We start from the raw sequence: 25,250 nt of genomic DNA on the forward strand, positions 1-25,250 counted from the left end.
CTAGAATTACTTGCTAACCGTAGTAGCTGCTGAAGAAACATTTACCGCTTGGGAACTAATAGGAACATGAACAATCTGCACTGAACAAGGTGCATGATGTAAAACATAATTACTCACACTACCGAGAAAAAATTCCGCTATTCCAGAACGTCCCCGTCGTCCCATAATAATTAAGTCAGCATTCCAGTCAATGGCTAATTCACAAATCATTCGTCCTGGATTACCAGTATTTTGCGTAAATTCCGTATTAATACCAGATGTATTAGCTTGGGCGCTCCATGACTGTAACATTTGCAAACCTTCATTTTTAAATTTTTCCCAATGCTCTTGGTATAATTTAAAACTTTGCTCGTTCCAGCCAGGATAGTAGTCAATATTGGGGAAAACCAGCGCCTCTGGACTGCCTTCCTCTTCCTGTGATAAAACGTGCAGTAGCATTAAATTTGCAGATGTGATTTTAGCTAAAGATAAAGCTTGCTCAAAAACTTTTACACTCATCTCCGAGCGATCTACTGCAACTAAAATTTTCTTAAACATATATACCTCGATGTTAGCTTGCTAACTAATGATAATGAGTATATTCAGCTTTTTAGGTTAATGTTTGGTAAAAGCATCTTTAATATCCACTAACAATTGTACAGCAGAAGTCGGGACTAAAAGCCTTTTATGACATAATTTCGTAATTAAATTTTACACTTTGTCTAACTGCAATTCTTGGATTTATAAATCAAGAATTTGGCAATTAAGGTTTGACATTTACACTATAAAAGAAAGAAAAAAATTGCATCTTATTTAAGATAGATTAAGAAATATTAAAATTTATTTCTCTGTGGCGATAATATGTAAATCTATGTGCTGATCTCTAATTAACTCCAGTAAGCGTTGTGTGAAAGAGCGTTTAAAAAATCTTTTCCATCGAGGTTGTTGACTTTCACCAATGACTATTTGGGTGATATGATTAGTTGCGGCAACTTGAGCGATCGCTTGAGCAACATTGTAACTTTTAACATGAAGAAATTCACCACCAAATTCTCCGCATAGTTTCTCACAAGTATGAATATGTAAACTTTCTTTTTTAGTCAGAAACCGTTCAGGATCAGCAATGAATACAGTATATAATTTAGCATTCATATAATTGGCAATTCGCGCCCCCCGCCGTAATAATTGAAGCGAATTTGGATAGGTAGATACACATATCAAAACTCGTTCATGGACAGTGCGAATTTGCCCAGGAGAGATGGAAGTATTTGCTTCTTCCTCAACTGTATCTGCGACTTCTCTTAATGCTAATTCTCGCAAAGCAATGAGGTTACGACGCTGAAAAAAGTTTTCTAAAGATTGCTCAATTTTATTAGCAGCATAAATTTTACCCTCCCGTAACCGTTCTTCTAAAGTTTCTGGAGTGACATCAATGACAACCACAGCATCAGCTTCATCCAGCAATCGATCTGGAATGCGTTCTCGGACGACAACACCCGTAATTCCTGCCACTAAATCATTCAAACTTTCTAAATGTTGAATATTTACAGTAGAGTAAACATCTATGCCGGCTGCTAAAATTAATTCTACATCTTGATAACGTTTTTCTCTAGATGAACCAGGAATATTTGTATGTGCTAATTCATCAACTAATACCAGTTGGGGAGAGCGGTTTAAAATTGCCTCTGTGTCCATTTCTTGGAGGTTGGTATTTTTATGAATATTGGCTTTTTTCGGAACTACTTCTAATCCTATAGCTTTTACAGCAGTGTCTTTGCGTCCATGAGTTTCGATCATGCCAACAACAACATCAATACCTTCTTGTTGCAGTTGATGTGCTTCCTCTAGCATTCTGTAAGTTTTTCCCACACCAGGAGCCATACCAATAAATATTTTATGCTTTCCACGTCGAGCAGGACGAATATAAGAACTGTCAGGGGAGGGTATATGAGGATAAGACATAATAACTAGGGCTAGAAGTCAGGAGTCAGAAGAAAGAATTAGAGGAAAAATTGGAGGGAGGCAAGAATAATATTAAATCTGAAAAAGTGACCGATAAATAAACAGTTTTAACGCTTATTCCTTGCACCTAATTCACATTTTTAACCAAGGCGTGAGAGAAAACTGTTTTTTTTTGCAAATTATTGGGTCTGACGCATTCTAGACGAGATAAAATCCAGATTACATCTTCAATTATCAATATGGCTCCTTTACCCGATTATCGTCCCCAACAAATGTCTCTTGGTCCATTGGAAGCAGAAATTCTCAATATCGTCTGGGAACTGAGTTCTGTTACTGTCAAAGATGTACATGATCGCATTTTAGCTGATCCTAACCGCGAATTGGCTTATACTTCTGTAACTACGGTTCTCCGTCGGTTGACGGAAAAAGGCTGGTTAGCTTGCAATAAACAAGGGAAAGCCTTTTATTGGCAGCCTTTATTGACTAAACAACAAGCAGAAGTAATTAAGGCACATGATCAATTACAGCGATTTTTAGCAGTGGGAAATCCTGATGTAATTGCGGCATTTGCTGATAGTTTAGATCAAGCTGCTAGTGACCAAATCGAAGCGATCGCTAAACGCATCCAAGCTGCACGGGAAGCCAGAGGAGAAAAGTAACATTATGCATCTACTGATGATTATCACCGCTGTTACCATTGCTTGGTGGTTGCGATTTTTTGGCAAAATCCCCCAAGGAAATTGGCATTTACGCTGGCAGAAAACCCTATTTTTATTCCTGTTTCCCCCCTTACTCATCTTCATGACAGTTACATCTGTAGTCTGCATGGGGACACAGGGAAAAATGGGCGGAATGTATACCGACTCTTTTAGCTATCTCCTGTCCTTAATTTTTCTGGGATTTTTTAATATCTTTGGTATCAAACTAGCATTTGGGGGCTGGAAAGCCATTAAATCTGCCCGTGAATGCCCTCAAATTACCCTAGATGGTAAATCTGCCCGACTTCTACAAACTCAAGCTTTATTTGCCGGACAAATGGGTTTTTGGCAACCGGAATTAGTCGTTAGTCAAGGACTACTACAAACCCTCTCTCCAGTCCATCTAGAAAGTGTTTTAGCCCACGAACAAGGGCATTATCAGTATAGGGATACGTTTTGGTTCTTTTGGCTGGGCTGGATGCGTTCTTGTACCGCTTGGTTGCCGAATACTGAGCCTTTATGGCAAGAGTTGTTAGTTTTACGCGAATTACGGGCTGATAGTTATGCTGCATCCCAAGTAGATCCTTTAATATTAGCAGAATCCCTGTTATTGGTCGTTAGTAACAACTCGACGGTATCAGATATTTGTTGTGCAGCCTTGGGTACAGGCGATCGCCTGGAACAAAGAATCGAAGCCTTATTAACACCACCTGAACCAATACCAGCAGCACAATTACCCTCCTGGCGGATTTTTCTCCTCGCCTTTCTCCCCCTAATTACAGTCGTATTTCATACTTGAATGATTTCCTCTCTACTTTCTGGAGAGGAGGAAAAAACTCAACTACCATAACTACCAACTTAGTTGGTAAATATTATAGGTATTTATTTATATAATCTGGCAAAAAGTAATCTTAGATACAGTCTGTGTCCAATTTTTAAGATAAATCATCTAAAATAGATTTATTTTCTCAATACAGCATTACCAATAAAATTGGTAACTAATATAGTAGTCTTGGTGAAAATATACCAAGTTAACACCAGCACTAAATATTTCCCCCATCCTGTTTACCCATGAAAAGCAGAAAATTATTAGTCTTGATTGCTACAGCATTAGCCACTTTGCTATTGACAATTGGCTTACCTAGACTAATTTCATCACCAATTTTCGCACAATCCAATACCAACTTAATTATATCCGCCGCTGCTAGTTTAAAAGAGGTACTAGAAGAAATTAAACCCCTTTACCAACAAAGTAAAACAAACGTCAAAATAAATTATAACTTTGGTAGTTCAGGGGCATTACAGCAACAAATCGAACAAGGTGCGCCGGCGGATATTTTTATATCTGCGGCAAAAAAACAAATAGATACTTTAGAACAAAAAGGATTTTTGGTTGCAGGAACTCGGAATATCATTGCTAAAAACAATTTAGTTTTGGTAGTACCTAAAAATGCTGTCGGTATCACTAGTTTCTATAATCTCAAAGATAGCAAAGTCAAAAAAATCGCCATTGGTGAACCAAGAAGTGTACCCGCAGGACAATATGCACAACAAGTATTAGAAAAGTTAAAAATTTGGTCACAAATTAAATCAAAACTGGTTTTTGCTAGTAACGTGCGACAGGTTTTAGCATCTGTAGAAACTGGTAATGCTGATGTAGGATTAGTTTATATAACTGATGCCAAAATCTCTAATCAGGTAAAAGTTGTAGTTACAGCCAATGAAAAATATCACTCTCCCATTATTTATCCCTTAGCAATTATTAACCGGAGTAAAAATGTTAATACTGCTAAAGAATTTTCTAAATTTTTATCTAGTGATCCAGCTAAGTCCGTATTTAAAAAATATGGATTTATTTTGCCTTAGTTAAATAAGTAAACGCAATAAAACCCATCTGTGCAAAGAAAAGTAAAGTCGCCTAAAACCTCTTCACTCTTGCCTTACCATAACGACAATTTTTAACGACAACCTACTTAAAAAACACCTTTATTAAAAACTATGCCACAGGATTTATCACCGCTTTGGATATCATTAAAAACGGCTTTACTAGCAACATTTATCACTTTCTTTTTGGGTGTATCTGCTGCTTATTGGATGTTGGGATATCGTGGTAAAGGTAAATCTTTAATTGAGGGGATATTTGTCGCACCATTGATTCTTCCCCCTACTGTGGTTGGGTTTTTACTGCTGATATTTTTTGGGAAAAATGGTCCAGTGGGTAAACTGCTAGAACCCTTCAATACAACAGTTGTATTTACTTGGTATGGTGCGGCGATCGCTGCTATAGTAGTTTCATTCCCATTGATGTATAAAACTGCATTGGCAGCTTTTAGTCAAATTGATACCAATTTATTGCGCGTAGCCAGAACATTAGGTGCGAAAGAATTGACAATTTTTTGGCGGATTAGTTTACCCCTAGCATTTCCGGGGATTATTGCTGCCACCACCTTAGCATTTGCCCGGGCTTTAGGTGAATTTGGGGCAACTTTGATGTTAGCAGGAAATATCCCTGGACAAACTCAAACTATACCAATGGCCATATATTTCGCAGTAGAAGCTGGGGCAATGAATGAAGCTTGGTTTTGGTCAATTACCATGATGATTATTTCCCTTTCTGGGATTATTTTAGCTAACTTTTGGCAAGAACTTTCCTATAAATCAAAATTGACAAAACCATCTAAAAATCAAATAAAATTAGCAAATAAATCTTCTTTCCTATTAGAAAACTCTTCCCAAAACGGCTTATTTTTAGATATTGACAAAAGACTAGCCAATTTTCATCTTCAAGTTACCTTAAACACAGATAATCAACCATTGGGATTATTGGGAGGTTCTGGTGCGGGAAAAAGTATGATTTTACGTTGTATTGCCGGCATAGAAACACCAAGTAAAGGAAAAATAGTTTTAAATAATCGGGTATTATTTGACTCAGAAAATAAAATTGATCTGCCCATTTATCAACGCCGAATTGGTTTTTTATTCCAAAACTATGCCCTATTTCCACATATTACTGTGGCGGAAAATATCGCCTTTGGCATACCCAAATCTGTAAACGTTAAAGAAGAGGTAGAAAAGCAGTTAATAGCCATGCAATTACAAGGATTTGGCGATCGCTATCCGCATCAACTTTCCGGGGGACAACAGCAACGGGTAGCATTAGCTAGGGCTTTAGCAAGCAAACCAGAAGCACTACTTTTAGATGAACCATTTTCCGCTTTAGATACCCATCTTCGCAGTCAATTAGAACAACAAGTTACAGAAATTCTCGATGATTATTCTGGAGTAACTTTGTTTGTTACTCATAATATGGAAGAAGCCTATCGGTTATGTCCCAATCTATTAGTATTAGAACAGGGAAAAGAAGCACATCATGGTTCTAAATATGAGATTTTTCAACATCCTGCAAGTATAAATGTCGCTCAACTTACAGGTTGTAAAAACTTTTCCCGTGCGAGTATTTTATCTTCCCAACAAATAGAAGCAATTGATTGGGATTGCACTCTCCAAATCAGAGAAAAAATGCCTTCACAATTATCTCATGTTGGTATTCGCGCTCATCATTTAATTTTCACAAAAGATCCTCAAAAAATAAACACCTTCCCCTGTTATTTAGTGCGTACCAGTGAAACACCTCACCGCATGACAGTATTTCTCAAACTCCATTCTCCTGGTAATCATCCCCATGATTATCACTTACAAGGAGAAATATATAAAGAAAAATGGGAAAATATTCAAAATCAATCTTTTCCCTGGTATGTACAATTAGAACCTTCGCAATTACTCTTAATGGAGTAAAACCCATCCAGTCAAAACCTCTTAACTTCTGACTTCTGTTACATAAGCTTTAACTAACAAATCAATCCCAGTAATTGCCCCACCAACAACAACAGCATTAGCGCCTAAATCCAAAGCCTTTCTAGCCATTTCCGGGGAAGAAACACCACCTTCACAAATCACAAAAGTATCAAGATTTTCTATAATTTTAGTGAGTAATTCCCAACCAGGAGGAGAAAAGTCTTGAGTTTCTTTCGTGTAACCAAAAAGAGTAGTTCCCACAATATCCGCACCTGCATTAACAGCTAATTGTGCAGCCTCATAAGTATCAACATCTGCCATAACTGGCTTATTTAATTGCTGATGAATTAGAGTAATAATATCTGTCAACTTTTCATCACCAGGACGATTTCTCGTAGTAGCATCTATGGCAATAATATCTGCACCTGCTTCAGATACAGCCACAGCATGATGAAATTGTGGTGTAATATAAACATCAGAACCAGTTATTACTTGTTTCCAAAGTCCAATAATCGGAACTTGGACTTTTTTCCGTACAGCTTGAATGTGACTGGGAGTGTCAATTCTCACAGCTACAGCCCCATTATTCACAGCGGCTTGTGCCATTGCTGCAATTACATAAGGATCATGTAATGGAGAATTTACAGGCGCTTGACAGGAAACAATTAATCCTTTTGGTAAATTAGTCATGTTTTATTTTTAATTGTAAGTTAACTTGGGCGATTAGGAGGATTTACTAAAAGGATTAATGTTTATTAATTTGATGAATATCATGTCATGCTGTCAGTTATCTAATTTCAGCTTATTTGCTAACTTCTTATCTAACGTTACTAACTCAAGTCTATGATACTTGGTAGTTGCAGCAATAATAGAATCAGGCAGTTTTGTTTTGTGAGTATATCTAAAACTGATAGTCTCATTTTCAATTGCTGGTGTAATTGTTAAATATGTCATACGACTTAATAAAAATACAATAGCTTCTTTTTCTGTGGGTGTTATAGATGGAAAACTCAATAACTCCATGCGAGTTATTGCACTATAAGCACATTCACCAATTTGAATTTGCCTATCATTTAAAATATTCAAAATTATTAAATTGCGTTGAAGCAACCTAATCACGATATTTGTATCTAACAAATACTTAATCCCATTCATCGCGTAATGCTCTTTGTAAATTTAACGGATCTTGATTTTTGAAAGTTGGAAATTCAGGCAAATCATTAACTAGATCAACTAATAACTGAGATGATTTTACAGTGAGCGGTGTCGAACTGTGTTTTTGTTGCTCTTCCAATAACATTTTTTCCACAGCTTTCTGTACTAATAGCTGCATATCAGGCATTTCTAAAAGTTGCTTTCCTAACTCATCAGATAAATCAATTTTAACTTGCATAAAATCCTCCATTAAAACGGCGGGTTAATTCCTAATTATTTACAGAATAATGCAATTATAGCATCTGTGTTCGGAGAATTAATTTATTTATTGCTAAGTTTAAGTAGCACATAAAAAGCCCAATTTTTAACCTCAAAATTTCCATTAGTTCCTTGATTTTACCAGCAAAGTCTAAATTTTCTAAATGTTGTATAGTTGAAGATTTATATCTAAAAAGATAATTCTTGAAATAACTCTATCAAAGGCAAACTAAAATTAGGAATAACATCTTCTCCATGAAGACTATCTTCCAATTGCAAAAGCTGGGATGGCTTAGGTTTGCGATAAACTAATACACATTCTTCATCTGGCAATATCACCCATGCTAAACGAGTTCCATTTTCAAAATATTCTACTAATTTATTATGAATTTCTTCAAAAGTGTTATTGTGAGAAATAATTTCTACAGCTAAACTAGGAGCGCCATCAAAAAACCCCTTGGGTAATCGTTTTAAACCTTGCAATCTTTCCTTAGAAATAAAAGCAAGATCAGGGGATCTTTTGTTACCAGTTTTCATTTTAAAAGCTGTGCTAGAATCACAAGTTATTCCGAGTTTATGATCACGCACAAAACCTGTTAAAAAATATCCAAGAGTCAGAGCTAAATAACCATATTCTACACCTGAATTTGCTACAATTATTAGCTCTCCGTCCACATATTCATAAAGATTATCATTTTCCTGCAATAACATAAATTGCTCATCTGTCAAAGCCTGATGATTAGCTAAAAGCTGAATTAATTCTAAATTTGTGGTTGCAATTTGTGTCATTAGATTTAACTCCACAGGACTTTAACATATATATACAATAATTCATTCAGCAACTTAATTAAACTCAGGATAGTTATCAATTATCCCCCCAACTGAAGGGGGAATACTAATGTGAAAGCAGAAGTTTAATCTCTTTGCATAAATTCCCGCAATTCATCAAGACCATTCACAGTTAAAATGCTCCTTTGGATGTTTTTTAACTGTTCTAAATCAGCAACCTGTGATATTTTGGGCATAAATTGTAAACCTTCTTGACTAAATTTTATCTCTAAACTTAGTTCAATGGATGACAGTATAGCTCGTCTTTCACCCAGTTTTTCGCCCCGCTGTTCACCCCGCTTTTCACCTTCTCTGAAAATCTGTTGATACCAAGGAGACTCTTGTAATATTGCCATATCCCACCTCATGATTTGTTGAACTAAGGCGCTATCTAGTACAAAGGTAGCAAAAAAAGCCATAACCGTTTCCAACTGGCTTAATTTTTCATCAGCACGAAGCATTTGCAATGCTTGTCTAACTGTTGATTCTTCTCCACCACCTTTGAGAATTGGTACAAAGGGAAGCAGCGCGGGAATAGGTTGACTCAAGGCTATGTTTACATCAACTTCCCAAAGATTGATCACTCGATAGTCTTGTCGCGCTTGTAAGCCAGCAAACTCTGATTCATAGCGTTTAGGAATTTCTGTTTCACTTTCTTTGAGAATGTTAATTAATACAGGGTATATGGGAAGGTCATATTTTTCCTCTGCTAACGCTGTATAAGCCCGCATTCTTTTGGGCAGTTCTGACTTATACCGTAATTGTAACTCATTGAGAACAAGAAATTCGCCGTACTGGGGACTGGTGGCTTTGACTAATACATCACTTTCTCTGCTTATCCATTGAAATTCGGAATTAAGAATTTCTCCGGTAGTAATGTCGGGGATTTGTGTTACCCATTTTACCCAATTTTCGGGATTGAGACTGATTAATTTTTTGGTGCTGATATCGGCTTTTTTGACCATCAGGGATTATTATAAATTACTGGGTATGATTTTAAATTGATCTGATAAATTTGCCAAGTGTTATCAATGTTAAACTACTATTTACTGATGAATTTATTTATAGACTTATTTAAAGTTTAATTTATTATCTACCTGGCGACTAGAAGTCGCGGCTACACAGACAAAACTCACCTACGTGAGTTTCAAAATCTTATTTTTTCGTTAGTCCATGCAGGTGGACTTTGTTTATGTAGTAGAGATTTATCATTGCCTAAAACTTTTCAAATATCCTCTAAAAATTCCCATCATTAATTACTAATTATGCACAGAATCAGCGCTACACCAGGCGGATTAAATCAATCAGAAGGTTTATTTTTCCTTGAACAAACTCCTGCCCCTTTCGTATTGATTACAGCAGCCGATACTGATATTCAAACCCTAGCGGCTGTAGTTCCTAAATTACCTAGTCAATTCCCCCAAATCAGGGTAGCCAACTTATTACAACTACAGCAACAAGTAAGTATAGATGATTATGGTGAACAGGTTTTAGAATCTGCCCAAGTCATTGTACTTCGTCTCATAGGAGGAAGTTCATACTGGGCTTATGGTTTAGAAGTGGTACAGGAAATTGTACACCGTAATGGTACAAACCTCATTGTCATGCCAGGAGATGACGGACTTGATTTTGATTTAATTTCCAAATCTACAGTTTCTCCAGAAATTGTCCAGAAAATTTGGCAATACTTTCAAGAAGGTGGTACAGAAAATTTCCTCAACGCTTTGCAATTCATCGCTGATACATCCCTATCAACAGCATTTAATCCCCCACCACCACAAACTATTCCCCGCGTGGGATTGTATAAGAGGAGTCAGGAGTCAGGAGTCAGGAGTCAGGAGAAAGAAGAAGAAGAAAGAAAGAATCAGCCTAAAGTGGGGATTTTGTTTTATCGCGCCCATTATTTAGCAGGAAATACTAAAGTTATTGATGCTTTATGTAATGCTTTGATAGAGAAAAATTTACAACCTGTACCAGTTTTTGTTTCTTCATTGCGTGAACCTGGTGTTAGTGATCAATTATGTGAATTATTAGCAGCAAAAGATGATCATTCTGTTAGCTTATTGATGAATACTACCAGTTTTTCTCTAGCAAGTTTAGAAACAGAAACACCGCAAACTGAACTTTGGGAAAAATTAAATGTTCCAGTTTTGCAAGTAATTCTTTGTGCTAGTTCCGTTGAACAATGGGAATCAGAATCACAAGGTTTAACACCCCGTGATATTGCCATAAATGTGGCATTACCAGAAGTAGATGGGCGAATTATTAGTCGGGCTGTGTCTTTCAAAACCTTACAAACTCGGAATAATAAATTAGAAACCGATGTCGTAGTTTATGAACCCGTGAGCGATCGCATTCAATTCGTCGCCCAACTAGCTGCAAACTGGGTACGATTGCGGGTCAAACCACCCCAAGAACGCCGCATAGCCCTAATTTTAGCAAATTACCCCAACACCAACGGTCGCCTTGCCAACGGCGTAGGATTGGACACTCCCGCCAGTTGTGTAGAAATTCTCAAAGCCTTAAAATTAGCTGGTTATGAATTAGGAACTATTCCCGAAACTGGGGACGAATTAATTCAAATTCTCACCTCTAGCGTTACCAATGATCCAGAAGGAAAAGACTGGAAACCAATAAATCAAAGTTTGTCAGCAGCAGAATATCAAAACTATTTTTCTACCCTACCAGAAATAATCCAAAAACAAATTATTGACCGTTGGGGATTAATTAGTGAAGAAAATTCTTCCCAATCACCAATCACCAATCACCAATCACCAATCACCATTTCTGGAATCCAATTTGGTAACGTTTTTGTCGGCATTCAACCATCAAGAGGATATGATCTCGACCCTAGTTTAAATTATCATGCCCCCGATTTAGAACCAACCCATAATTATTTAGCCTTTTATTATTGGGTACGAGAATCCTTTCAAGCAGATGCCATAGTTCATGTTGGCAAACATGGCAACTTAGAATGGCTACCCGGAAAAAGTGTCGCCTTATCTAATACTTGTTATCCAGAAATTGCCTTCGGACCAATGCCCCATTTATATCCATTTATTGTGAATGATCCTGGAGAAGGTTCACAGGCAAAAAGACGCGCCCAAGCCGTAATCATTGATCACCTCACACCACCAATGACACGCGCCGAATTATATGGACCATTGCAACAAGTAGAAAACCTAATTGATGAATATTACGAAGCAGAAAGTTTAGATCCTTCCAGACTACCAACAATAGGCGATCGCATAAAAGAACTCGTCATCAAAGAAAACCTGTATAAAGACTTAGGAATCACCAACCCCCAAGACATCGCCAACTTTGAAACCTTAATTTTAAACTCCCTAGACGGTTACTTGTGCGAACTCAAAGAAGCCCAAATCCGTGACGGCTTACACATATTCGGTCAATGTCCCCAAGGAACACAACTACGAGACCTCATAGTAGCGATCGCCCGCATCCCCAACCGCCACTCAATCGGCATTACTAGAGCCATAGCCCAACAATGGCAAATAGACATAGACCCCCTCACAGATGACCTCTCAACCCCCCTCTCCGCGTCTCTGCGCCTCTGCGAGAGACTTAAATCCTGCCGCATCATCGGCGATGTCGTCGAACTCCTAGAAATAGAAGCCGCTCGTTTAGTGGAAGAAGTTATCGCTGGGCGCAGGCCCTGCGCCCCTACAGATTGGATCAGCGACAAACTCCTCCCAGCCCTACGAAAAACCACAGAAGAAACCACCAACCTCTTACGAGGACTTGACGGTAAATACGTTCCCAGCGGTGCTTCTGGCGCACCTACCCGCGGCCGCCCCGAAGTCCTACCCACAGGTAAAAACTTTTACGCCGTTGATATTCGGGCTATTCCCACAGAAACCGCCTGGGATATCGGCAGAAAAGCCGCTGAAACCCTAATTGAAACCTACACCCAAGAACATGGAGAATATCCCCAAACCCTGGGTTTATCCGTATGGGGGACAGCCACAATGAGGACTGGTGGTGATGATATAGCCGAAGCCTTAGCCTTACTCGGTGTTCAACCCGTTTGGGATGGTGCAGCGCGACGAGTAGTAGATTTTGAAATTTTACCATTATCAATTGTCGGTCGTCCCCGTGTGGATGTCACCCTGAGAATTTCCGGCTTTTTCCGAGATGCTTTTCCCAATTTAATCGCTTTATTTGATCAAGCCGTGAAAGCCGTTTCCGCTTTAGATGAACCACCAGACCAAAATCCCCTTGCAGATACAGTTCGTCAAGAAACGGAACAATGGACTCAAGAAGGTTTATCTTTAGAAGTAGCCCAAGAGCGATCGCAATATCGCGTTTTTGGTTCAAAACCAGGGGCTTATGGTGCAGGACTTCAAGGCTTAATTGCCTCCCAAAATTGGCAAGATGACAACGATTTAGCCCAAGCTTACATCAATTGGAGTGCTTACCCTTATTCTGGGGAAAATACCAATTCCCAATCCCCAATCCCCAGTCCCCAGTCCCCAGTCCCCAATTCCGCAGCCTTTGAACAACGTTTAAAGCAAATGCAAATCGTCCTCCACAATCAAGACAACCGAGAACACGATTTACTCGATTCCGATGATTATTATCAATTTCAGGGTGGCTTAACCGCTGCCGTGCGTTCCCTCCAAGGTAAAAATCCCCAAACCTACTTCGGCGACAATTCCAACACATCCCAGCCCAAAATCCGCCAACTTAGCGCCGAAATTGCCAGAGTTTATCGTTCCCGCGTCGTTAATCCTAAATGGATAGCTGGAGTCATGCGTCATGGATATAAAGGTGCATTTGAAATGGCTGCAACCGTAGATTTTCTCTTCGCTTACGATGCTACGTCCCAATGTGTCGAAGATTATATGTATCAAGGTGTTGTCGAAGCTTATTTAGAAGATCCTACAGTTTGTGAATTTATCCACGACAAAAACCCCTGGGCATTACGCGATATTGCCGAAAGATTACTAGAAGCAAACCAACGCGGTTTATGGCAGGATGTGAATATACAAACCCTCGAAAACCTCCGCAATTTAGTCCATCAGGCGGAAGCAACTATTGAAGAAAAATAATTTCATTTAGGAACTGGATATGGAAAACCTTGCGTATTTACATTTAGCTTTCGCTAATCAAGACGAAGAAACCACCGAGTTAATATCCCTCAGTCATTTATTTAAAACAGCCGACGCACCAAATTGGCAACTCTTTTCTGGTAGTGCCTGGAAATATATCATTCCCTTGATCATCACTATATCCATTTTGAATAATGTGAGTAGTGTTTTCGCCTTAGAAAAAAATGATACCTCTGCTACCATAAACCATCTCGAACAAAATTGGATATCTCAAGTTGAAACCACCAATAACAGTGATTCTGTCAACAATATCGAACAAAACGAAATATCTCAAATTGAAATCACCAATGACCAAGTTATCAGTACAGCCCCGATAACCTCCACTACCCCAAATAATATTATTTCCGTAAGTAACAAACGCAAAAACCCCAATCTCCTCAGCAAAGGTGACGAAGGTGCAGATGTCAAAGTTTTACAAGAACGCTTGAAAATCGCCGGTTTTTATTATGGTAATTCCACAGGCATTTTTGGTCCAATTACTCAAGAAGCAGTAAAACGATTCCAAAAGGCTTATCAACTCACAGTTGATGGTGTCGTTGGTAAATCTACATTAGCTAAATTACCAGCAGTCACCGATGAAAATCAAACAACCACTTCTCAAAAATCAGATCACCCAGATATACTTAGTTTAGGCGATCGCGGTGAAGCTGTCAGAATTCTCCAAGCACAACTAATCACCGCCGGATTTCTCCAAAATCAGCCCAATGGTTACTATGGTTCTAATACAGTTGATGCTGTAAAACGCTTTCAAAAACAATACAAATTAGAAATCAATGGACTCGCTGGACAAACTACCCGTTCTAAGTTACACAGTTTAGTTAAGAACTCCACCAAAAGTAATTTTACCACCCTAGAAATCCAAAGACGACTACATGAAAAAGGTTTCTATAAAGGTCAAATCAACGGCATGATGGCATCTGATACTAAAAAAGCAATTAGTCGCGCTCAAGAATTTTATGGTATCAGTCTCAAAGATATAGCAGAAGTCAGCAGTCAACAGTCAGCAGTCAGCAGGTAAGAATCTCTTACCGGATTACTTTTACTGTAGATTCTGTATCTCATTCAAGTGCATACCACTATATAGCAGGAGTCAGGAGTCAGGAGTCAGGAGGTAAGAATCTCTTACCGGATAGCTTTTACTGTAGATTCTATATCTCATTCAAGTGCATACCGCTATATTAAAAGCGGAAGTTTTTAATTCCCGCTTTCTCGATGTCATCAGATTCCCCACGACTTAATTCATCCTTCAAACTTTGGGCTAGTAATTGATAATTGGTAATTACTCTTACCTCTTGCCTATTGCCTATTCCCTCTTGCCTTACTAAAGTGGCATCAACGCTCTTTGACACTTAGGACACACAGCATGAATTGTCATTTGACAATCTAATAAATGAAAACCCTCTTTTTGCGCTGTTTTTCCGCCAATCTTTAAAACTGAGTCATTCTTAAACTCAATAGTCGAATTACAGCGAACACAAATGAGGTGATGGTGGTGATGGGGATAAGGTTGATTAATTTCATAATGTTTATGCCCTTCACCCAATTCCAACTCCCGCAAAATCCCCATTCTTGCCATTAACTTTAAAGTGCGATAAATAGTTGATAAACTAATCCCTTCACCATCAGTTTCTAAGCGATGATATAGGTCTTCTGCACTTAAATGTTCACCCTGCGGGAGTTCCTGAAAAATGTGTAGAATTGTTTCGCGCTGTGGAGTTAAACGCCAACCTCGGTCGTTCAATTCTGCTTTAAGTGAACCAGTTGTGTAGACAGTCATACTAAATTTTCTCAACAAAGCTCATTAATTGAGAATATAACAAATATTTGGCTTGATTTGCAACAATCATTGCTTATTGAGAATAATTACTGGTTGTCAGTTGTCAGTGGTCAGTTGTTAGTGGTCAGTTGTCAGTTGTCTATTACCTATCACCTATTACCTATTACCTATCACCTATTACCCATTACCTATTACCTTCTAACTTAACGACTCTAGATAGTCGCGGATAAGGTTACGACGTTTGGGTTGGCGGAGTTTTTGTAAAGCCTTAGATTCAATCTGTCTGACCCTTTCCCGTGATAAATCAAGGGCGCGACCAATTTCTGCTAAAGAGTAAGCATGACCGTCGGACAAGCCAAAGCGCATCGAGATAACATCCCGTTCTCGACTGGTTAAATCATCAAGAAGATTATGCAAATCCTTATGTAAAGATTCTCGCATTAACATCTCTTCTGGCGTAATTGTATCAGTCTCCAGTAATTCTCCCAATTCAGTATCTTTATCCTTCCCTACCTTCGTTTCCAAAGACACAGACCGAGGGACTCTCAATAACACTTCCCGGACTTGGATAGCTGTCATATCCAACTCAATAGCTAGGTCTTCCAAAGTCGGAGTGCGACCTTTTTCTTGGGCAATTTTCCGTTGCGCCTTTTTAATTTTGTTAAGCTTTTCGGTAATATGGACAGGGAGGCGAATAGTCCGGCTTGAAGTAGCGATCGCCCTGGTAATACCTTGACGAATCCACCAGTAAGCATAGGTACTAAAACGATAACCCTTGGTAGGATCAAACTTCTCAACAGCCCGTTCCAAACCTAAAGTCCCTTCTTGTACCAAATCCAACAATTCCAAACCCCGATTTTGGTACTTTTTGGCAACAGATACCACCAAGCGCAAATTCGCCTTAATCATGTGCGATTTGGCTTGTAGCCCTTGAGTTTGAACTTCTTCTAGTTCTTCAACGGTTAAATTAGCAATTTCAGCCCAGCGTCTTTTGCCATTGGCTAAAGTCGGCTTGAGATCAGGTAAATTTATCCCCGCAGTAGTCGCCCATCTTTCCAAAGAAGGACGGTGTCCTAATTCTGATTTCAACCGCTCCTGTACCTCAATTAACCGCGAATAAGGAGCAATTATAGCGTCTCCCTCAGCAGCAGCCGCACTCAGCAATAACCGCATCTTTAAGTATCGCTGTACTTTTTGGGCTTCAGCAACTTCTTCATCTCGTCCTAACAAGCGGACTCGACCAATTTCTTGCAAATAGAGACGCACCAAATCTGTGCTACGTCGGCTAGTTTGCGCGGCTAAGGCCAAATCAGACTCAACAGCAGCCATGTCTAAATCTGGCAAATCATCATTATTGATTTCAATATCCAAGGGTGGGCTAGGATTTTGCCCTTCGTGGGCGGCATTTTTATAAAAAGATGTTGCTGGCATGATGTCTCAAATGGCTCCAGGTAACAATAGATTACGGTCAGCTAAAATTACGGTCAGCTAATTAACTGTTTAACTGTTGCTATTGTTCCCGTAATTTCGTCATGAAATAACATAGTTTGGACTTCACTGTACAATTCTTTGCAAAACTTTGTACTAATCCAAACAGATCGAAGAGAAGAAAACTTAATTTATCAGCTTTTGGACTGTTTTAACTAGATAGTTATTTTCGCCACAGTGTACTAGGTTAAAAAAAATACATTTTTAATGCGTTGTTCGTTACCAGTAGTTGTGTGCTTGAACAAGTAGCTCTGTAAATCTTCAGCCAGAGTTTTCATTAGGAGTTACCTAGTCAATACTACCATCTTTAAAGATATTGACGGTTATTTTTTTAACTGTTTATTAACATACATCTAGTTGTGATGATGTTTATAAACTACATGGTTATATTTACATCACTCAAAAAGTAATTTCCTGACAATTTGATAAATTTTTTCCAGGGATTTTGCGGTAGTCGTTTAATTTCAATTGGACACCTTACACTATCAGCATTTCTCCTCTGTTTACCATATTTGTTCTGTAGGAAAATTATCAAATTCGGGCTTGATATCTCGTAACATTAGTTGATCTAATGCCAGTCTTGGTGTTACTTCTCCTTCCAGCAGTTGGTAAACTTGCTCGGTAATGGGAATAGCAATGCCTTGTTGTTGGGCGATTTCCATTAATACCCGACAAGTGTTCACACCTTCGGCCGTGCCTGGAAGATTTGCCATGACTCCTTGCAGCGTTTTTCCATTGGCTAATTGATAACCAACTTGATAATTGCGACTTAAGGGGCTATTGCAGGTTGCTAATAAATCCCCTAGACCGGATAAACCATAAAATGTTTCCGTTTTCGCGCCTAAAGTCTGACCTATTCGCACCATTTCGGTTAGTCCGCGAGTGACTAAGGCAGCTTTGGCATTCGTGCCTAAGTGTAACCCATCACATACACCCGCAGCGATCGCCATCACATTTTTCAGTGTTCCTCCTAATTCTACGCCCACCGGGTCAGGGTTAGTATAGACACGAAACCGACTGGAGGAAAATACCAATTGGACAGTTTGAGCAGCATTGGTATTTGTACTAGCTACGACTGTGGCTGCTGGTAATTCCTGGGCAATTTCCTGAGATAAATTTGGCCCTGATAAAACCACAACAGGATGATCAGGAAAAGCTGCTTGCCAAATTTGCGAAGGTGTGTATGTAGTATGTGGTTCTAGTCCCTTGGTTGCGGTAACAAAGATTGTCTGTGGAGATAGGGACAAAGACTGCACCCTAGAAGCAACATCTCTCACCCCTTTCATCGAAATAGCCGATAAGATAACTTGAGCATTTTTATCCTCTAATACTTTTTCTAGAGGTTGGGAGTCAGAACGTGACCATAAATGCACCTGATGTCCATTAATCGCTGCTAATTTGGCTAGGGCTGTACCCCAAGCCCCTGCACCAAGAATAACGACGGATTTTGAATTTGATAATTGGTGATTGGTCATTGGTAATTGGTAATTGGTGATTGGTGATTGGTGATTGGGGTAGAACAACTGACCACTGACCACGAACAACTGACTATCTGGGATAACGTTTCATTAATTCTCTGACTTGCTCTGCATGATAGGAGCTTCTTGTCAATGGTGAAGAAACAACTTGTAAAAATCCTAGTTCTTCGCCAAAAGTTTGCCATGCTGCAAATTGTTCTGGTGTTACGAAGTCAGATACTTGTAAGTGTTTTTGACTGGGTTGGAGATATTGCCCAATTGTCAAAATATCACAATCTACTCTTCGTAGGTCTTCCATAACTTGGCGAATTTCTGCATCTGTTTCACCTAGACCAACCATGATACCAGATTTGGTGTAAGTGGTGGGAGAAATTTGGCGAGAACGTTGTAATAATTCCATTGTGCGATCGTAATTTCCCTGGGGACGCACACGGCGATATAAGCGGGAGATAGTTTCTGTGTTGTGGTTAATTACTTCTGGTTTAGCTTGGAGAATTATTTCTAAAGCTTGCCAATTACCGCATAAGTCGGGAATTAATACTTCTATTGTTGTATGAGGCGAAACTTCATGAATAGCATTAATACAGTGAACAAATTGAGATGCACCACCATCGGGTAAATCGTCTCGGTTAACAGAAGTAATCACGACGTGATTAAGCTGCATTCGCCGCACTGCTTCCGCTAGTCGTGTGGGTTCAGTGGGATCTAAGGCTTGGGGTTTCTTTTCAAAATCAATATCACAATAAGGACAAGCCCTGGTACAAGCTGGACCCATAATCAAAAATGTGGCAGTACCCGCGTTGAAACATTCCCCAATATTGGGACAGGATGCCTCTTCGCAAACAGTATTCAGGGATAAATCCCGCAAAATTTCTTTAACGTTACCAACACGCTCCCATTGAGGCGCTTTCACTCTCAACCAGTCTGGTTTTACAGTCACAGTCTACTTTTACCATTTTAGTTATACAAATCTTATGGTAGCAAGCAAAGACCTTTGTAGAAGAGAAAAAGTTTGTGATTTTGTACTGATTGTGGTATTATGTCCTTATAATGCCATTTTTGTGGCGGGATGTGGCGCAGCTTGGTAGCGCACTTCGTTCGGGACGAAGGGGCCGCTGGTTCGAATCCAGTCATCCCGATTTTGTACATGATTATGTCGTAGTGGCTGTTTTTAAAGTCAACTCGATGATTTTGAGTTTTTTTGAATTAACACAATAATTAATGGCAGTATAAATTATGTTATGCCTACGGCACGCTGCGCGTTAACGTTCACGTAGTGTGCCGGAGGCATAGTTCCTCTGAAAGAGGCACGCGCAGAGGTACAAAGGAGCAAAGGTTTAAATTTTTATTTAACCTTGTAGGTGTAGAATTTTAGTCAAGTTATTAATAATAGAAGTTCTAGAATAAAGCTAAATGTTTGAGCAAACTTTTAAGAATATTGATGATGTTCTCTGGAAAGAGGCAGGTTGTACTACGGAATTAGATTACACTGAGCAAACTTCTTGGCTGCTGTTTTTGAAGTATTTGGATGATTTAGAACAGGAAAAGGCAGAAAAAGCGGAGTTAACGGGGGAATCTTATCAGTTTATCATTGATGAAACTCATCGTTGGTCTGTTTGGGCTGCACCTAAAGATAAAAATGGTAAGTTAGATCAAAATCATGCGCTAACTGGTGATGATTTGATTGATTATGTCAACCGCAAGTTATTTCCATATTTACAGGGTTTTAAGGAACGGGCTACTAGTCCAGATACGATAGAATATAAGATTGGTGAGATTTTTAGCGAGATTAAAAATAGGTTTCAAAGTGGTTATAGTTTGCGGGATGCTTTGGAATATATTGATGAATTAAGATTTAGATCCCAGCAGGAAAAACATGAGTTATCCCATCTCTATGAAGCGAAAATCAAGAATATGGGAAATGCGGGGCGTAATGGTGGGGAATACTATACACCACGTCCGTTAATTCGCGCCATGATTCAGGTTGTTAAGCCGAAAATTGGGGAAAAAATTTATGATGGTGCTTGCGGTTCGGCGGGTTTTTTATGTGAAAGTTACGACTATTTACGGCAAGGGAAATTAACTACTAAACAACTGGAAATTCTCCAGAAAAATACTTTTACGGGTAAGGAAAAGAAGAGTTTAGCTTATGTCATTGCCATCATGAATTTGATTTTACATGGCATTGATGCGCCGAATATTATTCATACTAATACTTTAACGGAAAATCTCAGCGATGTTCAAGATAAAGATCGTTTTGATGTGATTTTAGCAAATCCGCCGTTTGGGGGTAAGGAACGGAAGGAAGTACAGAACAATTTTAATATTAAAACTGGGGAAACAGCGTTTTTATTTTTGCAGCATTTTATCAAAATGTTGAAGGTTGGTGGTAGGGCGGCGATAGTAATTAAAAATACTTTTCTTTCTAATTCTGATAATGCTTCGCGGGCTTTACGTCAAGAGCTTTTGAGTAGTTGTAATTTACATACTGTTTTAGATTGTCCGGGTGGGACTTTTATCGGTGCGGGGGTGAAAACTGTTGTTTTATTTTTTGAAAAAGCAGAACCTTTAGACGCGATTCAGACTACGCCGATTTTTAATCAAGGTAAGTCAATAAATGAACAAATGAACAAATGGCGACTAAAAAGATTTGGTATTATCAATTAGATCCGGGGCGGAATATGGGGAAAACTAATTCCCTGAATGATGATGATTTACGGGAGTTTGTGGAGTTACAAGCTACTTTTGCAGTGTCGGGAAAGTCTTGGCTGGTAGATGTTGCTGATGTTGATCAGGAGACTTTTGATTTATCGGTGAAAAATCCCAATAAGGGGGAGGAATTGAGGTTAAGAGAACCGCAGGAAATTTTAGATGAAATTGCAGTTTTGGATCTGGAAAGTGCAGAGATTTTGGCAGGAATTGGGGAAATACTATGAAAAATTGGGAACTTGTACGCCTTGGAGATATATGTAACTTAATCAACGGTAGAGCTTACAAAAAAGCAGAATTGCTTCATGAAGGTAAGTACCCTGTTCTCCGTGTAGGGAATTTCTTTTCAAATCGTTCCTGGTATTACTCAAATTTAGAGCTTGACGATAGTAAATATTGTGATGATGGCGATCTACTATATGCTTGGTCAGCATCATTTGGCCCGCGTATTTGGAAAGGTGGAAAGGTTATATATCATTACCATATTTGGAAGACCAATCTTAACTTAGACAAGGTTGATAAGAAATATTTATATTATTGGTTTGAGTGGGACACCGAAAGAATCAAAACAGAACAAGGTGTTGGCACGACTATGATTCACGTTACTAAAGAGGCAATGGAGAATCGTAGCCTTTATCTTCCTGCTATTCCAGAGCAAAAGAGAATTGTAGCGATCGCAGATGAGGCATTTGAGGGGATTGATACAGCAATAAGCAACACTGAAAAAAACCTCAGCAATGCACGGGAACTATTTGAAAGTTATCTAAATTCTATTTTTAGTCAAAAAGGCGAAGGGTGGGAAGAGAAGAAGTTGGGCAATTTGTTAGATACTTTAACTGATTATCATGCAAATGGAAGTTATGAAATATTAAAGCGAAACGTTAGATTATTAGATAATGATGGTTATGCGTATATGGTTCGGAGTACAGACTTCGAGAACAAATTTACTAATTCTTTAAAATATATTGACAAGCACGCTTACGAATTTCTTAGCAAAAGCAAAGTATTTGGTGGAGAGATAATAATAAGCAAAATAGGTAATGCAGGAAAAGTTTATCTAATGCCAACTATAGATAGACCCTGTTCACTGGCTATGAACCTATTCTTATTAAGAACCAACTTAAATCAAATACAAAGTGATTATTTGTATTTCTTTTTAGAATCTCGGTTTGGGAAGGTGCAAATTTATGAACGGTTAAATGGTACTACTACAAAAACAATACGCAAAGATGGAATCAGATCACTGAATATTTTAGTACCTCCACTTTCAGAACAAAAGAATATTGTTGAAAAACTTGATACTTTACTAACTGAAACCCAACGCCTTGAAAACATCTACCGCCAAAAAATCGCCGCATTAAAAGAACTAAAACAATCCATCTTACAAAAAGCATTTACAGGAGAACTCACCACAGATAAAGGGGAAAAATAGAAAAGATGATAAAAATATTTTGTCTGAATCAGGATGCTCAGGATTAAAGGATGTACAGGATGTTTATTGATATTATAAAATAGTATTTATTACCGACAGAAAACGAGGAAATCAATCCTGAAAATCCTCAAATCCTGGAAATCCTGATTCAGACAAAAAATGTACACTTACTAGCAGAGAGTTTAACTTATGTTGATACAGAAGATAGTTGAAGAACTGCGAGACATTCCTGAAGATAAATTAGCAGAAATTTATGATATAATTCACCACTTTCGCTTAGGTTTAGATCGGGAAACTCCTCAACCTCTCACGGTAAGCACAATCAAACCGCGTACCCCTGGATTACTAACAGGAAAACTCAGCGATGCTTTTTTTGAACCCTTACCAGAAGAAGAACTTCAGCAATGGGAATAAACTACCTAATTGATACACATATCATGTTGTGGTGGTTCTTTGATGACCCAAAACTTGATACCGAATGTCGAAACATCATTTGCAACCCTGATCATCTCATTTTCGTTAGCAGTGTTTCCGCTTGGGAAATTGCGACTAAATACCGCATTGGGAAACTACCTGAAGCAAAACAAATCGTTGAGGAATATTCACAGATATTACATCGGGCAAGATTTGTAGAACTTCCCATGACTTCAGCCCATGCGCTCAGAGCAGGAAGCCTACCAATTGCCCATCGAGATCCTTTTGATCGTATGATTATGGCTCAAGCAGAACTAGAAAGTTTACCCGTCATCACTTACGATACAGCATTTCAAACTGGACTAATTCAGGTAATTCCCAACCACCAGCAAAGACTATGAATGAAGCCGAAACCCGCGCCGAATTAATTGATCCCGCCTTAACTGCTGCTGGTTGGGGAGTAGTTGAAAATAGCCGTATTCGTCGAGAAGTCATCGCTCCTGGCCGTTTAATTGGCAACAGTAAACGGGCAAAAGCAGACATCGCCGATTATGTATTAGTTTATCGTGGGGAAAAACTCGCCGTTATCGAAGCCAAAAAACGCGACTTACCCGACACGGAAGGTTTAGGACAAGCCAAAAAATACGCCGAAAAATTACAAACTCGCTTTGCTTACTCTACCAATGGTGTTGGCATCTATCAAGTAGATATGCACACCGGAAAAGAAGGTTATATAAACAAATATCCCACACCCCATGAACTATGGGAAGCCCGGTGGTTGAGCGAAGTCCGGCGGTTGAGCGAAGTCGAAACCGAAACCAGGGAACGAGAATGGCGCGATCGCTTTGCAGCTATTCCCTTTGAAGACAAAAGCGGTACATGGGAGGCTCGATACTATCAACATAATGCCATCAAATATGTTTTAGAAGCGATAGCGAAGCGCTCCGTAGGAATCGCCCAAGGACAAAACCGAATTTTATTAACAATGGCCACAGGTACAGGTAAAACCTTTATCGCTTTCCAACTAGCCTGGAAACTCTTCCAAAGCCGATGGAACTTGAGCGGTAAACCTACACGCCGCCCCAGAATACTATAGATCGTAATATTCTTGCAGACCAAGCCTTTAACGCCTTTTCCGCCTTTCCTGATGATGCCCTAGTTCGCATAGATCCCGAAACCATCAAAAAACGGGGGAGAGTTCCCAAAAATGGCAGCATCTTCTTTACAATTTTCCAAACATTCATGACTAAAACAAGCGGTTCTCTGAGCAGTTGTCTGAGCGAAGTCGAAGACAACACCCCCAAATTTAACGACTATCCCCCCGACTTTTTCGACTTTATTATCATTGATGAATGTCACCGAGGAGGAGCAAAAGACGAAAGCACCTGGCGAGGAATTTTAGAATACTTTTCCCCAGCAGTACAATTAGGACTAACTGCCACACCCAAACGGGAACACAACGCCGATACCTACGCTTATTTTGGTGATCCAGTTTATATCTACGCCCTCAAAGATGGGATTAATGATGGGTTTTTAACTCCCTTTAAAGTTAGAGAAATAGAAACTACTTTAGATGAATATATTTATAGCCCTGATGATGATGTCATAGAAGGGGCAATAGATGATGAAAAAACTTATACAGAAACCGATTTTAATCGCATTATTGAAATTCAAGAACGGGAACGCTACCGAGTACAACTATTCATGGAGGAAATAGATCAAAATCAAAAAACTATTGTATTTTGTGCTAACCAAGATCATGCCCTAGCGGTAAGAGATTTAATCAATCAAATGAAAATTAGTAATAATCCTAATTATTGCCACAGAGTTACAGCCAATGATGGCAAATTAGGAGAACAACACCTCAAAACGTTTCAAGATAATGAAAAAAATATTCCCACTATTTTAACCACTTCTCAAAAACTTTCTACCGGAGTTGATGCTCGCAATGTGCGGAATATTGTCTTAGAGGGTGTTTGAAAAGTTTTGATGGGTAAAATTTTATGCTAATCGCCTCACCATGATTCGGATCATGGCAAGGTAAATAAAAGTCTCTGATGTTTCCGGTAATAACTCATAATCTCTGACCAATCGACGACACCCCATCAGCCAGCCGAAAGTGCGTTCTACGACCCATCGCTTTTTGAG

At 38.9% G+C, this 25,250-nt stretch carries 24 protein-coding genes, 1 tRNA gene and 1 pseudogene; 13 read left to right on the forward strand and 13 right to left on the reverse strand.

Annotated elements, in window-relative coordinates:
- Positions 1–6: 6 nt before the first annotated feature.
- Both FJR05_RS24800 and FJR05_RS24805 read right to left on the reverse strand, forming a co-directional pair.
- Positions 7–537, reverse strand: a complete 531-nt coding sequence (locus FJR05_RS24800) for a universal stress protein (RefSeq protein WP_168646567.1) — start codon at positions 535–537, stop codon at positions 7–9.
- Positions 538–819: 282 nt separating this feature from the next.
- Positions 820–1,941 (reverse strand): sensor histidine kinase KdpD, encoded by a 1,122-nt coding sequence (locus tag FJR05_RS24805; RefSeq protein ID WP_168646568.1) that lies wholly within the window; start codon positions 1,939–1,941, stop codon positions 820–822.
- Positions 1,942–2,180: 239 nt separating this feature from the next.
- Here FJR05_RS24805 and FJR05_RS24810 point away from each other — a divergent pair, with 239 nt between their 5' ends.
- The 4 genes from FJR05_RS24810 (at position 2,181) to modB (ending at position 6,434) form a co-directional block, all read left to right on the forward strand.
- Positions 2,181–2,600 carry a BlaI/MecI/CopY family transcriptional regulator gene (locus FJR05_RS24810; RefSeq protein ID WP_168646569.1) on the forward strand — a complete coding sequence of 140 codons (420 nt, stop codon included), beginning with the start codon at positions 2,181–2,183 and terminating at the stop codon, positions 2,598–2,600.
- A gap of 4 nt (positions 2,601–2,604) precedes the next feature.
- Entirely contained in the window at positions 2,605–3,438 is an 834-nt protein-coding gene (locus FJR05_RS24815) for a M56 family metallopeptidase (protein ID WP_174783848.1), read from the forward strand.
- A 272-nt stretch (positions 3,439–3,710) separates the two neighbouring features.
- A complete protein-coding gene (modA, locus tag FJR05_RS24820; RefSeq protein ID WP_168646570.1) occupies positions 3,711–4,505 on the forward strand; it encodes a molybdate ABC transporter substrate-binding protein in 795 nt (264 codons plus the stop codon).
- Positions 4,506–4,637: 132 nt separating this feature from the next.
- Complete coding sequence (modB, locus tag FJR05_RS24825; RefSeq protein WP_168646571.1) at positions 4,638–6,434, forward strand: molybdate ABC transporter permease subunit; 1,797 nt, start codon at positions 4,638–4,640, stop codon at positions 6,432–6,434.
- A gap of 21 nt (positions 6,435–6,455) precedes the next feature.
- On the opposite strand, the gene FJR05_RS24830 is transcribed toward modB, so the two are convergent.
- The 5 genes from FJR05_RS24830 to FJR05_RS24850 all read right to left on the reverse strand — a co-directional run bounded on the left by FJR05_RS24830 (position 6,456) and on the right by FJR05_RS24850 (position 9,640).
- The gene (locus tag FJR05_RS24830; protein WP_168646572.1) at positions 6,456–7,124 is read right to left on the reverse strand and encodes an N-acetylmannosamine-6-phosphate 2-epimerase; all 669 of its coding nucleotides are present in this window, start codon (positions 7,122–7,124) and stop codon (positions 6,456–6,458) included.
- A gap of 93 nt (positions 7,125–7,217) precedes the next feature.
- Positions 7,218–7,589 carry a type II toxin-antitoxin system VapC family toxin gene (locus FJR05_RS24835; RefSeq protein WP_168646573.1) on the reverse strand — a complete coding sequence of 124 codons (372 nt, stop codon included), beginning with the start codon at positions 7,587–7,589 and terminating at the stop codon, positions 7,218–7,220.
- Positions 7,576–7,827 (reverse strand): hypothetical protein, encoded by a 252-nt coding sequence (locus tag FJR05_RS24840; protein ID WP_168646574.1) that lies wholly within the window; start codon positions 7,825–7,827, stop codon positions 7,576–7,578. The genes FJR05_RS24835 and FJR05_RS24840 overlap by 14 nt, the downstream gene beginning before the upstream one ends.
- A gap of 209 nt (positions 7,828–8,036) precedes the next feature.
- On the reverse strand, positions 8,037–8,636 hold the full coding sequence (locus tag FJR05_RS24845) for a Uma2 family endonuclease (protein ID WP_174783849.1): 600 nt from the start codon (positions 8,634–8,636) through the stop codon (positions 8,037–8,039).
- Positions 8,637–8,761: 125 nt separating this feature from the next.
- On the reverse strand, positions 8,762–9,640 hold the full coding sequence (locus FJR05_RS24850) for an Rpn family recombination-promoting nuclease/putative transposase (protein ID WP_168646575.1): 879 nt from the start codon (positions 9,638–9,640) through the stop codon (positions 8,762–8,764).
- Between the two features lie 300 nt (positions 9,641–9,940).
- Here FJR05_RS24850 and cobN point away from each other — a divergent pair, with 300 nt between their 5' ends.
- Both cobN and FJR05_RS24860 read left to right on the forward strand, forming a co-directional pair.
- Positions 9,941–13,744 (forward strand): cobaltochelatase subunit CobN, encoded by a 3,804-nt coding sequence (gene cobN, locus FJR05_RS24855; RefSeq protein ID WP_168646576.1) that lies wholly within the window; start codon positions 9,941–9,943, stop codon positions 13,742–13,744.
- Between the two features lie 19 nt (positions 13,745–13,763).
- Positions 13,764–14,822, forward strand: a complete 1,059-nt coding sequence (locus FJR05_RS24860; protein WP_168646577.1) for a peptidoglycan-binding protein — start codon at positions 13,764–13,766, stop codon at positions 14,820–14,822.
- Between the two features lie 160 nt (positions 14,823–14,982).
- Here FJR05_RS24860 and FJR05_RS24865 read toward each other — a convergent pair whose 3' ends face one another.
- The 5 genes from FJR05_RS24865 to lipA form a co-directional block, all read right to left on the reverse strand.
- Positions 14,983–15,153 carry a hypothetical protein gene (locus FJR05_RS24865; RefSeq protein ID WP_168646578.1) on the reverse strand — a complete coding sequence of 57 codons (171 nt, stop codon included), beginning with the start codon at positions 15,151–15,153 and terminating at the stop codon, positions 14,983–14,985.
- Entirely contained in the window at positions 15,126–15,581 is a 456-nt protein-coding gene (locus FJR05_RS24870) for a Fur family transcriptional regulator (RefSeq protein ID WP_096663223.1), read from the reverse strand. Before FJR05_RS24870 ends, FJR05_RS24865 begins: the two co-directional genes overlap by 28 nt.
- Positions 15,582–15,779: 198 nt before the next feature.
- Positions 15,780–17,012 (reverse strand): RNA polymerase sigma factor SigC, encoded by a 1,233-nt coding sequence (gene sigC, locus FJR05_RS24875; RefSeq protein WP_168646579.1) that lies wholly within the window; start codon positions 17,010–17,012, stop codon positions 15,780–15,782.
- A gap of 560 nt (positions 17,013–17,572) precedes the next feature.
- Positions 17,573–18,544, reverse strand: a complete 972-nt coding sequence (locus tag FJR05_RS24880; protein WP_168646580.1) for an NAD(P)H-dependent glycerol-3-phosphate dehydrogenase — start codon at positions 18,542–18,544, stop codon at positions 17,573–17,575.
- 73 nt (positions 18,545–18,617) lie between these two features.
- Entirely contained in the window at positions 18,618–19,487 is an 870-nt protein-coding gene (gene lipA / locus FJR05_RS24885) for a lipoyl synthase (RefSeq protein WP_168646581.1), read from the reverse strand.
- A gap of 125 nt (positions 19,488–19,612) precedes the next feature.
- Here lipA and FJR05_RS24890 point away from each other — a divergent pair.
- The 7 genes and pseudogenes from FJR05_RS24890 to hsdR form a co-directional block, all read left to right on the forward strand.
- A tRNA-Pro gene (locus FJR05_RS24890) sits at positions 19,613–19,686 on the forward strand.
- 274 nt (positions 19,687–19,960) lie between these two features.
- Positions 19,961–21,214: a class I SAM-dependent DNA methyltransferase gene (locus FJR05_RS24895; RefSeq protein ID WP_254447089.1), complete on the forward strand. Its 1,254-nt coding sequence runs from the start codon at positions 19,961–19,963 to the stop codon at positions 21,212–21,214.
- On the forward strand, positions 21,181–21,483 hold the full coding sequence (locus FJR05_RS27485; protein WP_254447091.1) for a hypothetical protein: 303 nt from the start codon (positions 21,181–21,183) through the stop codon (positions 21,481–21,483). The genes FJR05_RS24895 and FJR05_RS27485 overlap by 34 nt, the downstream gene beginning before the upstream one ends.
- Positions 21,480–22,688, forward strand: coding sequence for a restriction endonuclease subunit S (locus FJR05_RS24900; RefSeq protein WP_168646582.1), 1,209 nt, complete (start codon positions 21,480–21,482; stop codon positions 22,686–22,688). Before FJR05_RS27485 ends, FJR05_RS24900 begins: the two co-directional genes overlap by 4 nt.
- A 189-nt stretch (positions 22,689–22,877) precedes the next feature.
- Positions 22,878–23,102, forward strand: a complete 225-nt coding sequence (locus FJR05_RS24905; RefSeq protein WP_168646583.1) for a hypothetical protein — start codon at positions 22,878–22,880, stop codon at positions 23,100–23,102.
- On the forward strand, positions 23,093–23,503 hold the full coding sequence (locus FJR05_RS24910) for a type II toxin-antitoxin system VapC family toxin (RefSeq protein ID WP_168646584.1): 411 nt from the start codon (positions 23,093–23,095) through the stop codon (positions 23,501–23,503). Before FJR05_RS24905 ends, FJR05_RS24910 begins: the two co-directional genes overlap by 10 nt.
- Positions 23,500–25,070: pseudogene (gene hsdR / locus FJR05_RS28095) on the forward strand (EcoAI/FtnUII family type I restriction enzme subunit R); the annotation flags it as partial. The gene FJR05_RS24910 and the pseudogene hsdR, both read left to right, overlap by 4 nt.
- A gap of 33 nt (positions 25,071–25,103) precedes the next feature.
- Here the strand turns inward: hsdR and FJR05_RS24920 are convergent.
- Positions 25,104–25,250 (reverse strand): transposase (locus FJR05_RS24920; RefSeq protein WP_168644714.1); only part of this gene is annotated, 147 nt, incomplete at its 5' end.

The organism is Dolichospermum sp. UHCC 0259, assembly GCF_009711935.1.
GTDB lineage: Bacteria > Cyanobacteriota > Cyanobacteriia > Cyanobacteriales > Nostocaceae > Dolichospermum.

Coding starts and splice junctions, on each gene's coding strand:
- modB (WP_168646571.1), top strand. CDS start 4,638: ATGCCACAGGATTTATCACCGCTTTGGATATCATTAAAAACGGCTTTA.
- FJR05_RS24895 (WP_254447089.1), top strand. CDS start 19,961: ATGTTTGAGCAAACTTTTAAGAATATTGATGATGTTCTCTGGAAAGAG.
- FJR05_RS24800 (WP_168646567.1), bottom strand. CDS start 537: ATGTTTAAGAAAATTTTAGTTGCAGTAGATCGCTCGGAGATGAGTGTA.
- FJR05_RS27485 (WP_254447091.1), top strand. CDS start 21,181: ATGGCGACTAAAAAGATTTGGTATTATCAATTAGATCCGGGGCGGAAT.
- FJR05_RS24910 (WP_168646584.1), top strand. CDS start 23,093: ATGGGAATAAACTACCTAATTGATACACATATCATGTTGTGGTGGTTC.
- FJR05_RS24905 (WP_168646583.1), top strand. CDS start 22,878: ATGTTGATACAGAAGATAGTTGAAGAACTGCGAGACATTCCTGAAGAT.
- FJR05_RS24900 (WP_168646582.1), top strand. CDS start 21,480: ATGAAAAATTGGGAACTTGTACGCCTTGGAGATATATGTAACTTAATC.
- FJR05_RS24840 (WP_168646574.1), bottom strand. CDS start 7,827: ATGCAAGTTAAAATTGATTTATCTGATGAGTTAGGAAAGCAACTTTTA.
- FJR05_RS24880 (WP_168646580.1), bottom strand. CDS start 18,544: ATGACCAATCACCAATTATCAAATTCAAAATCCGTCGTTATTCTTGGT.
- modA (WP_168646570.1), top strand. CDS start 3,711: ATGAAAAGCAGAAAATTATTAGTCTTGATTGCTACAGCATTAGCCACT.
- FJR05_RS24830 (WP_168646572.1), bottom strand. CDS start 7,124: ATGACTAATTTACCAAAAGGATTAATTGTTTCCTGTCAAGCGCCTGTA.
- FJR05_RS24815 (WP_174783848.1), top strand. CDS start 2,605: ATGCATCTACTGATGATTATCACCGCTGTTACCATTGCTTGGTGGTTG.
- FJR05_RS24810 (WP_168646569.1), top strand. CDS start 2,181: ATGGCTCCTTTACCCGATTATCGTCCCCAACAAATGTCTCTTGGTCCA.
- cobN (WP_168646576.1), top strand. CDS start 9,941: ATGCACAGAATCAGCGCTACACCAGGCGGATTAAATCAATCAGAAGGT.
- FJR05_RS24835 (WP_168646573.1), bottom strand. CDS start 7,589: ATGAATGGGATTAAGTATTTGTTAGATACAAATATCGTGATTAGGTTG.
- FJR05_RS24850 (WP_168646575.1), bottom strand. CDS start 9,640: ATGGTCAAAAAAGCCGATATCAGCACCAAAAAATTAATCAGTCTCAAT.
- FJR05_RS24805 (WP_168646568.1), bottom strand. CDS start 1,941: ATGTCTTATCCTCATATACCCTCCCCTGACAGTTCTTATATTCGTCCT.
- FJR05_RS24860 (WP_168646577.1), top strand. CDS start 13,764: ATGGAAAACCTTGCGTATTTACATTTAGCTTTCGCTAATCAAGACGAA.
- FJR05_RS24845 (WP_174783849.1), bottom strand. CDS start 8,636: ATGACACAAATTGCAACCACAAATTTAGAATTAATTCAGCTTTTAGCT.
- sigC (WP_168646579.1), bottom strand. CDS start 17,012: ATGCCAGCAACATCTTTTTATAAAAATGCCGCCCACGAAGGGCAAAAT.
- FJR05_RS24870 (WP_096663223.1), bottom strand. CDS start 15,581: ATGACTGTCTACACAACTGGTTCACTTAAAGCAGAATTGAACGACCGA.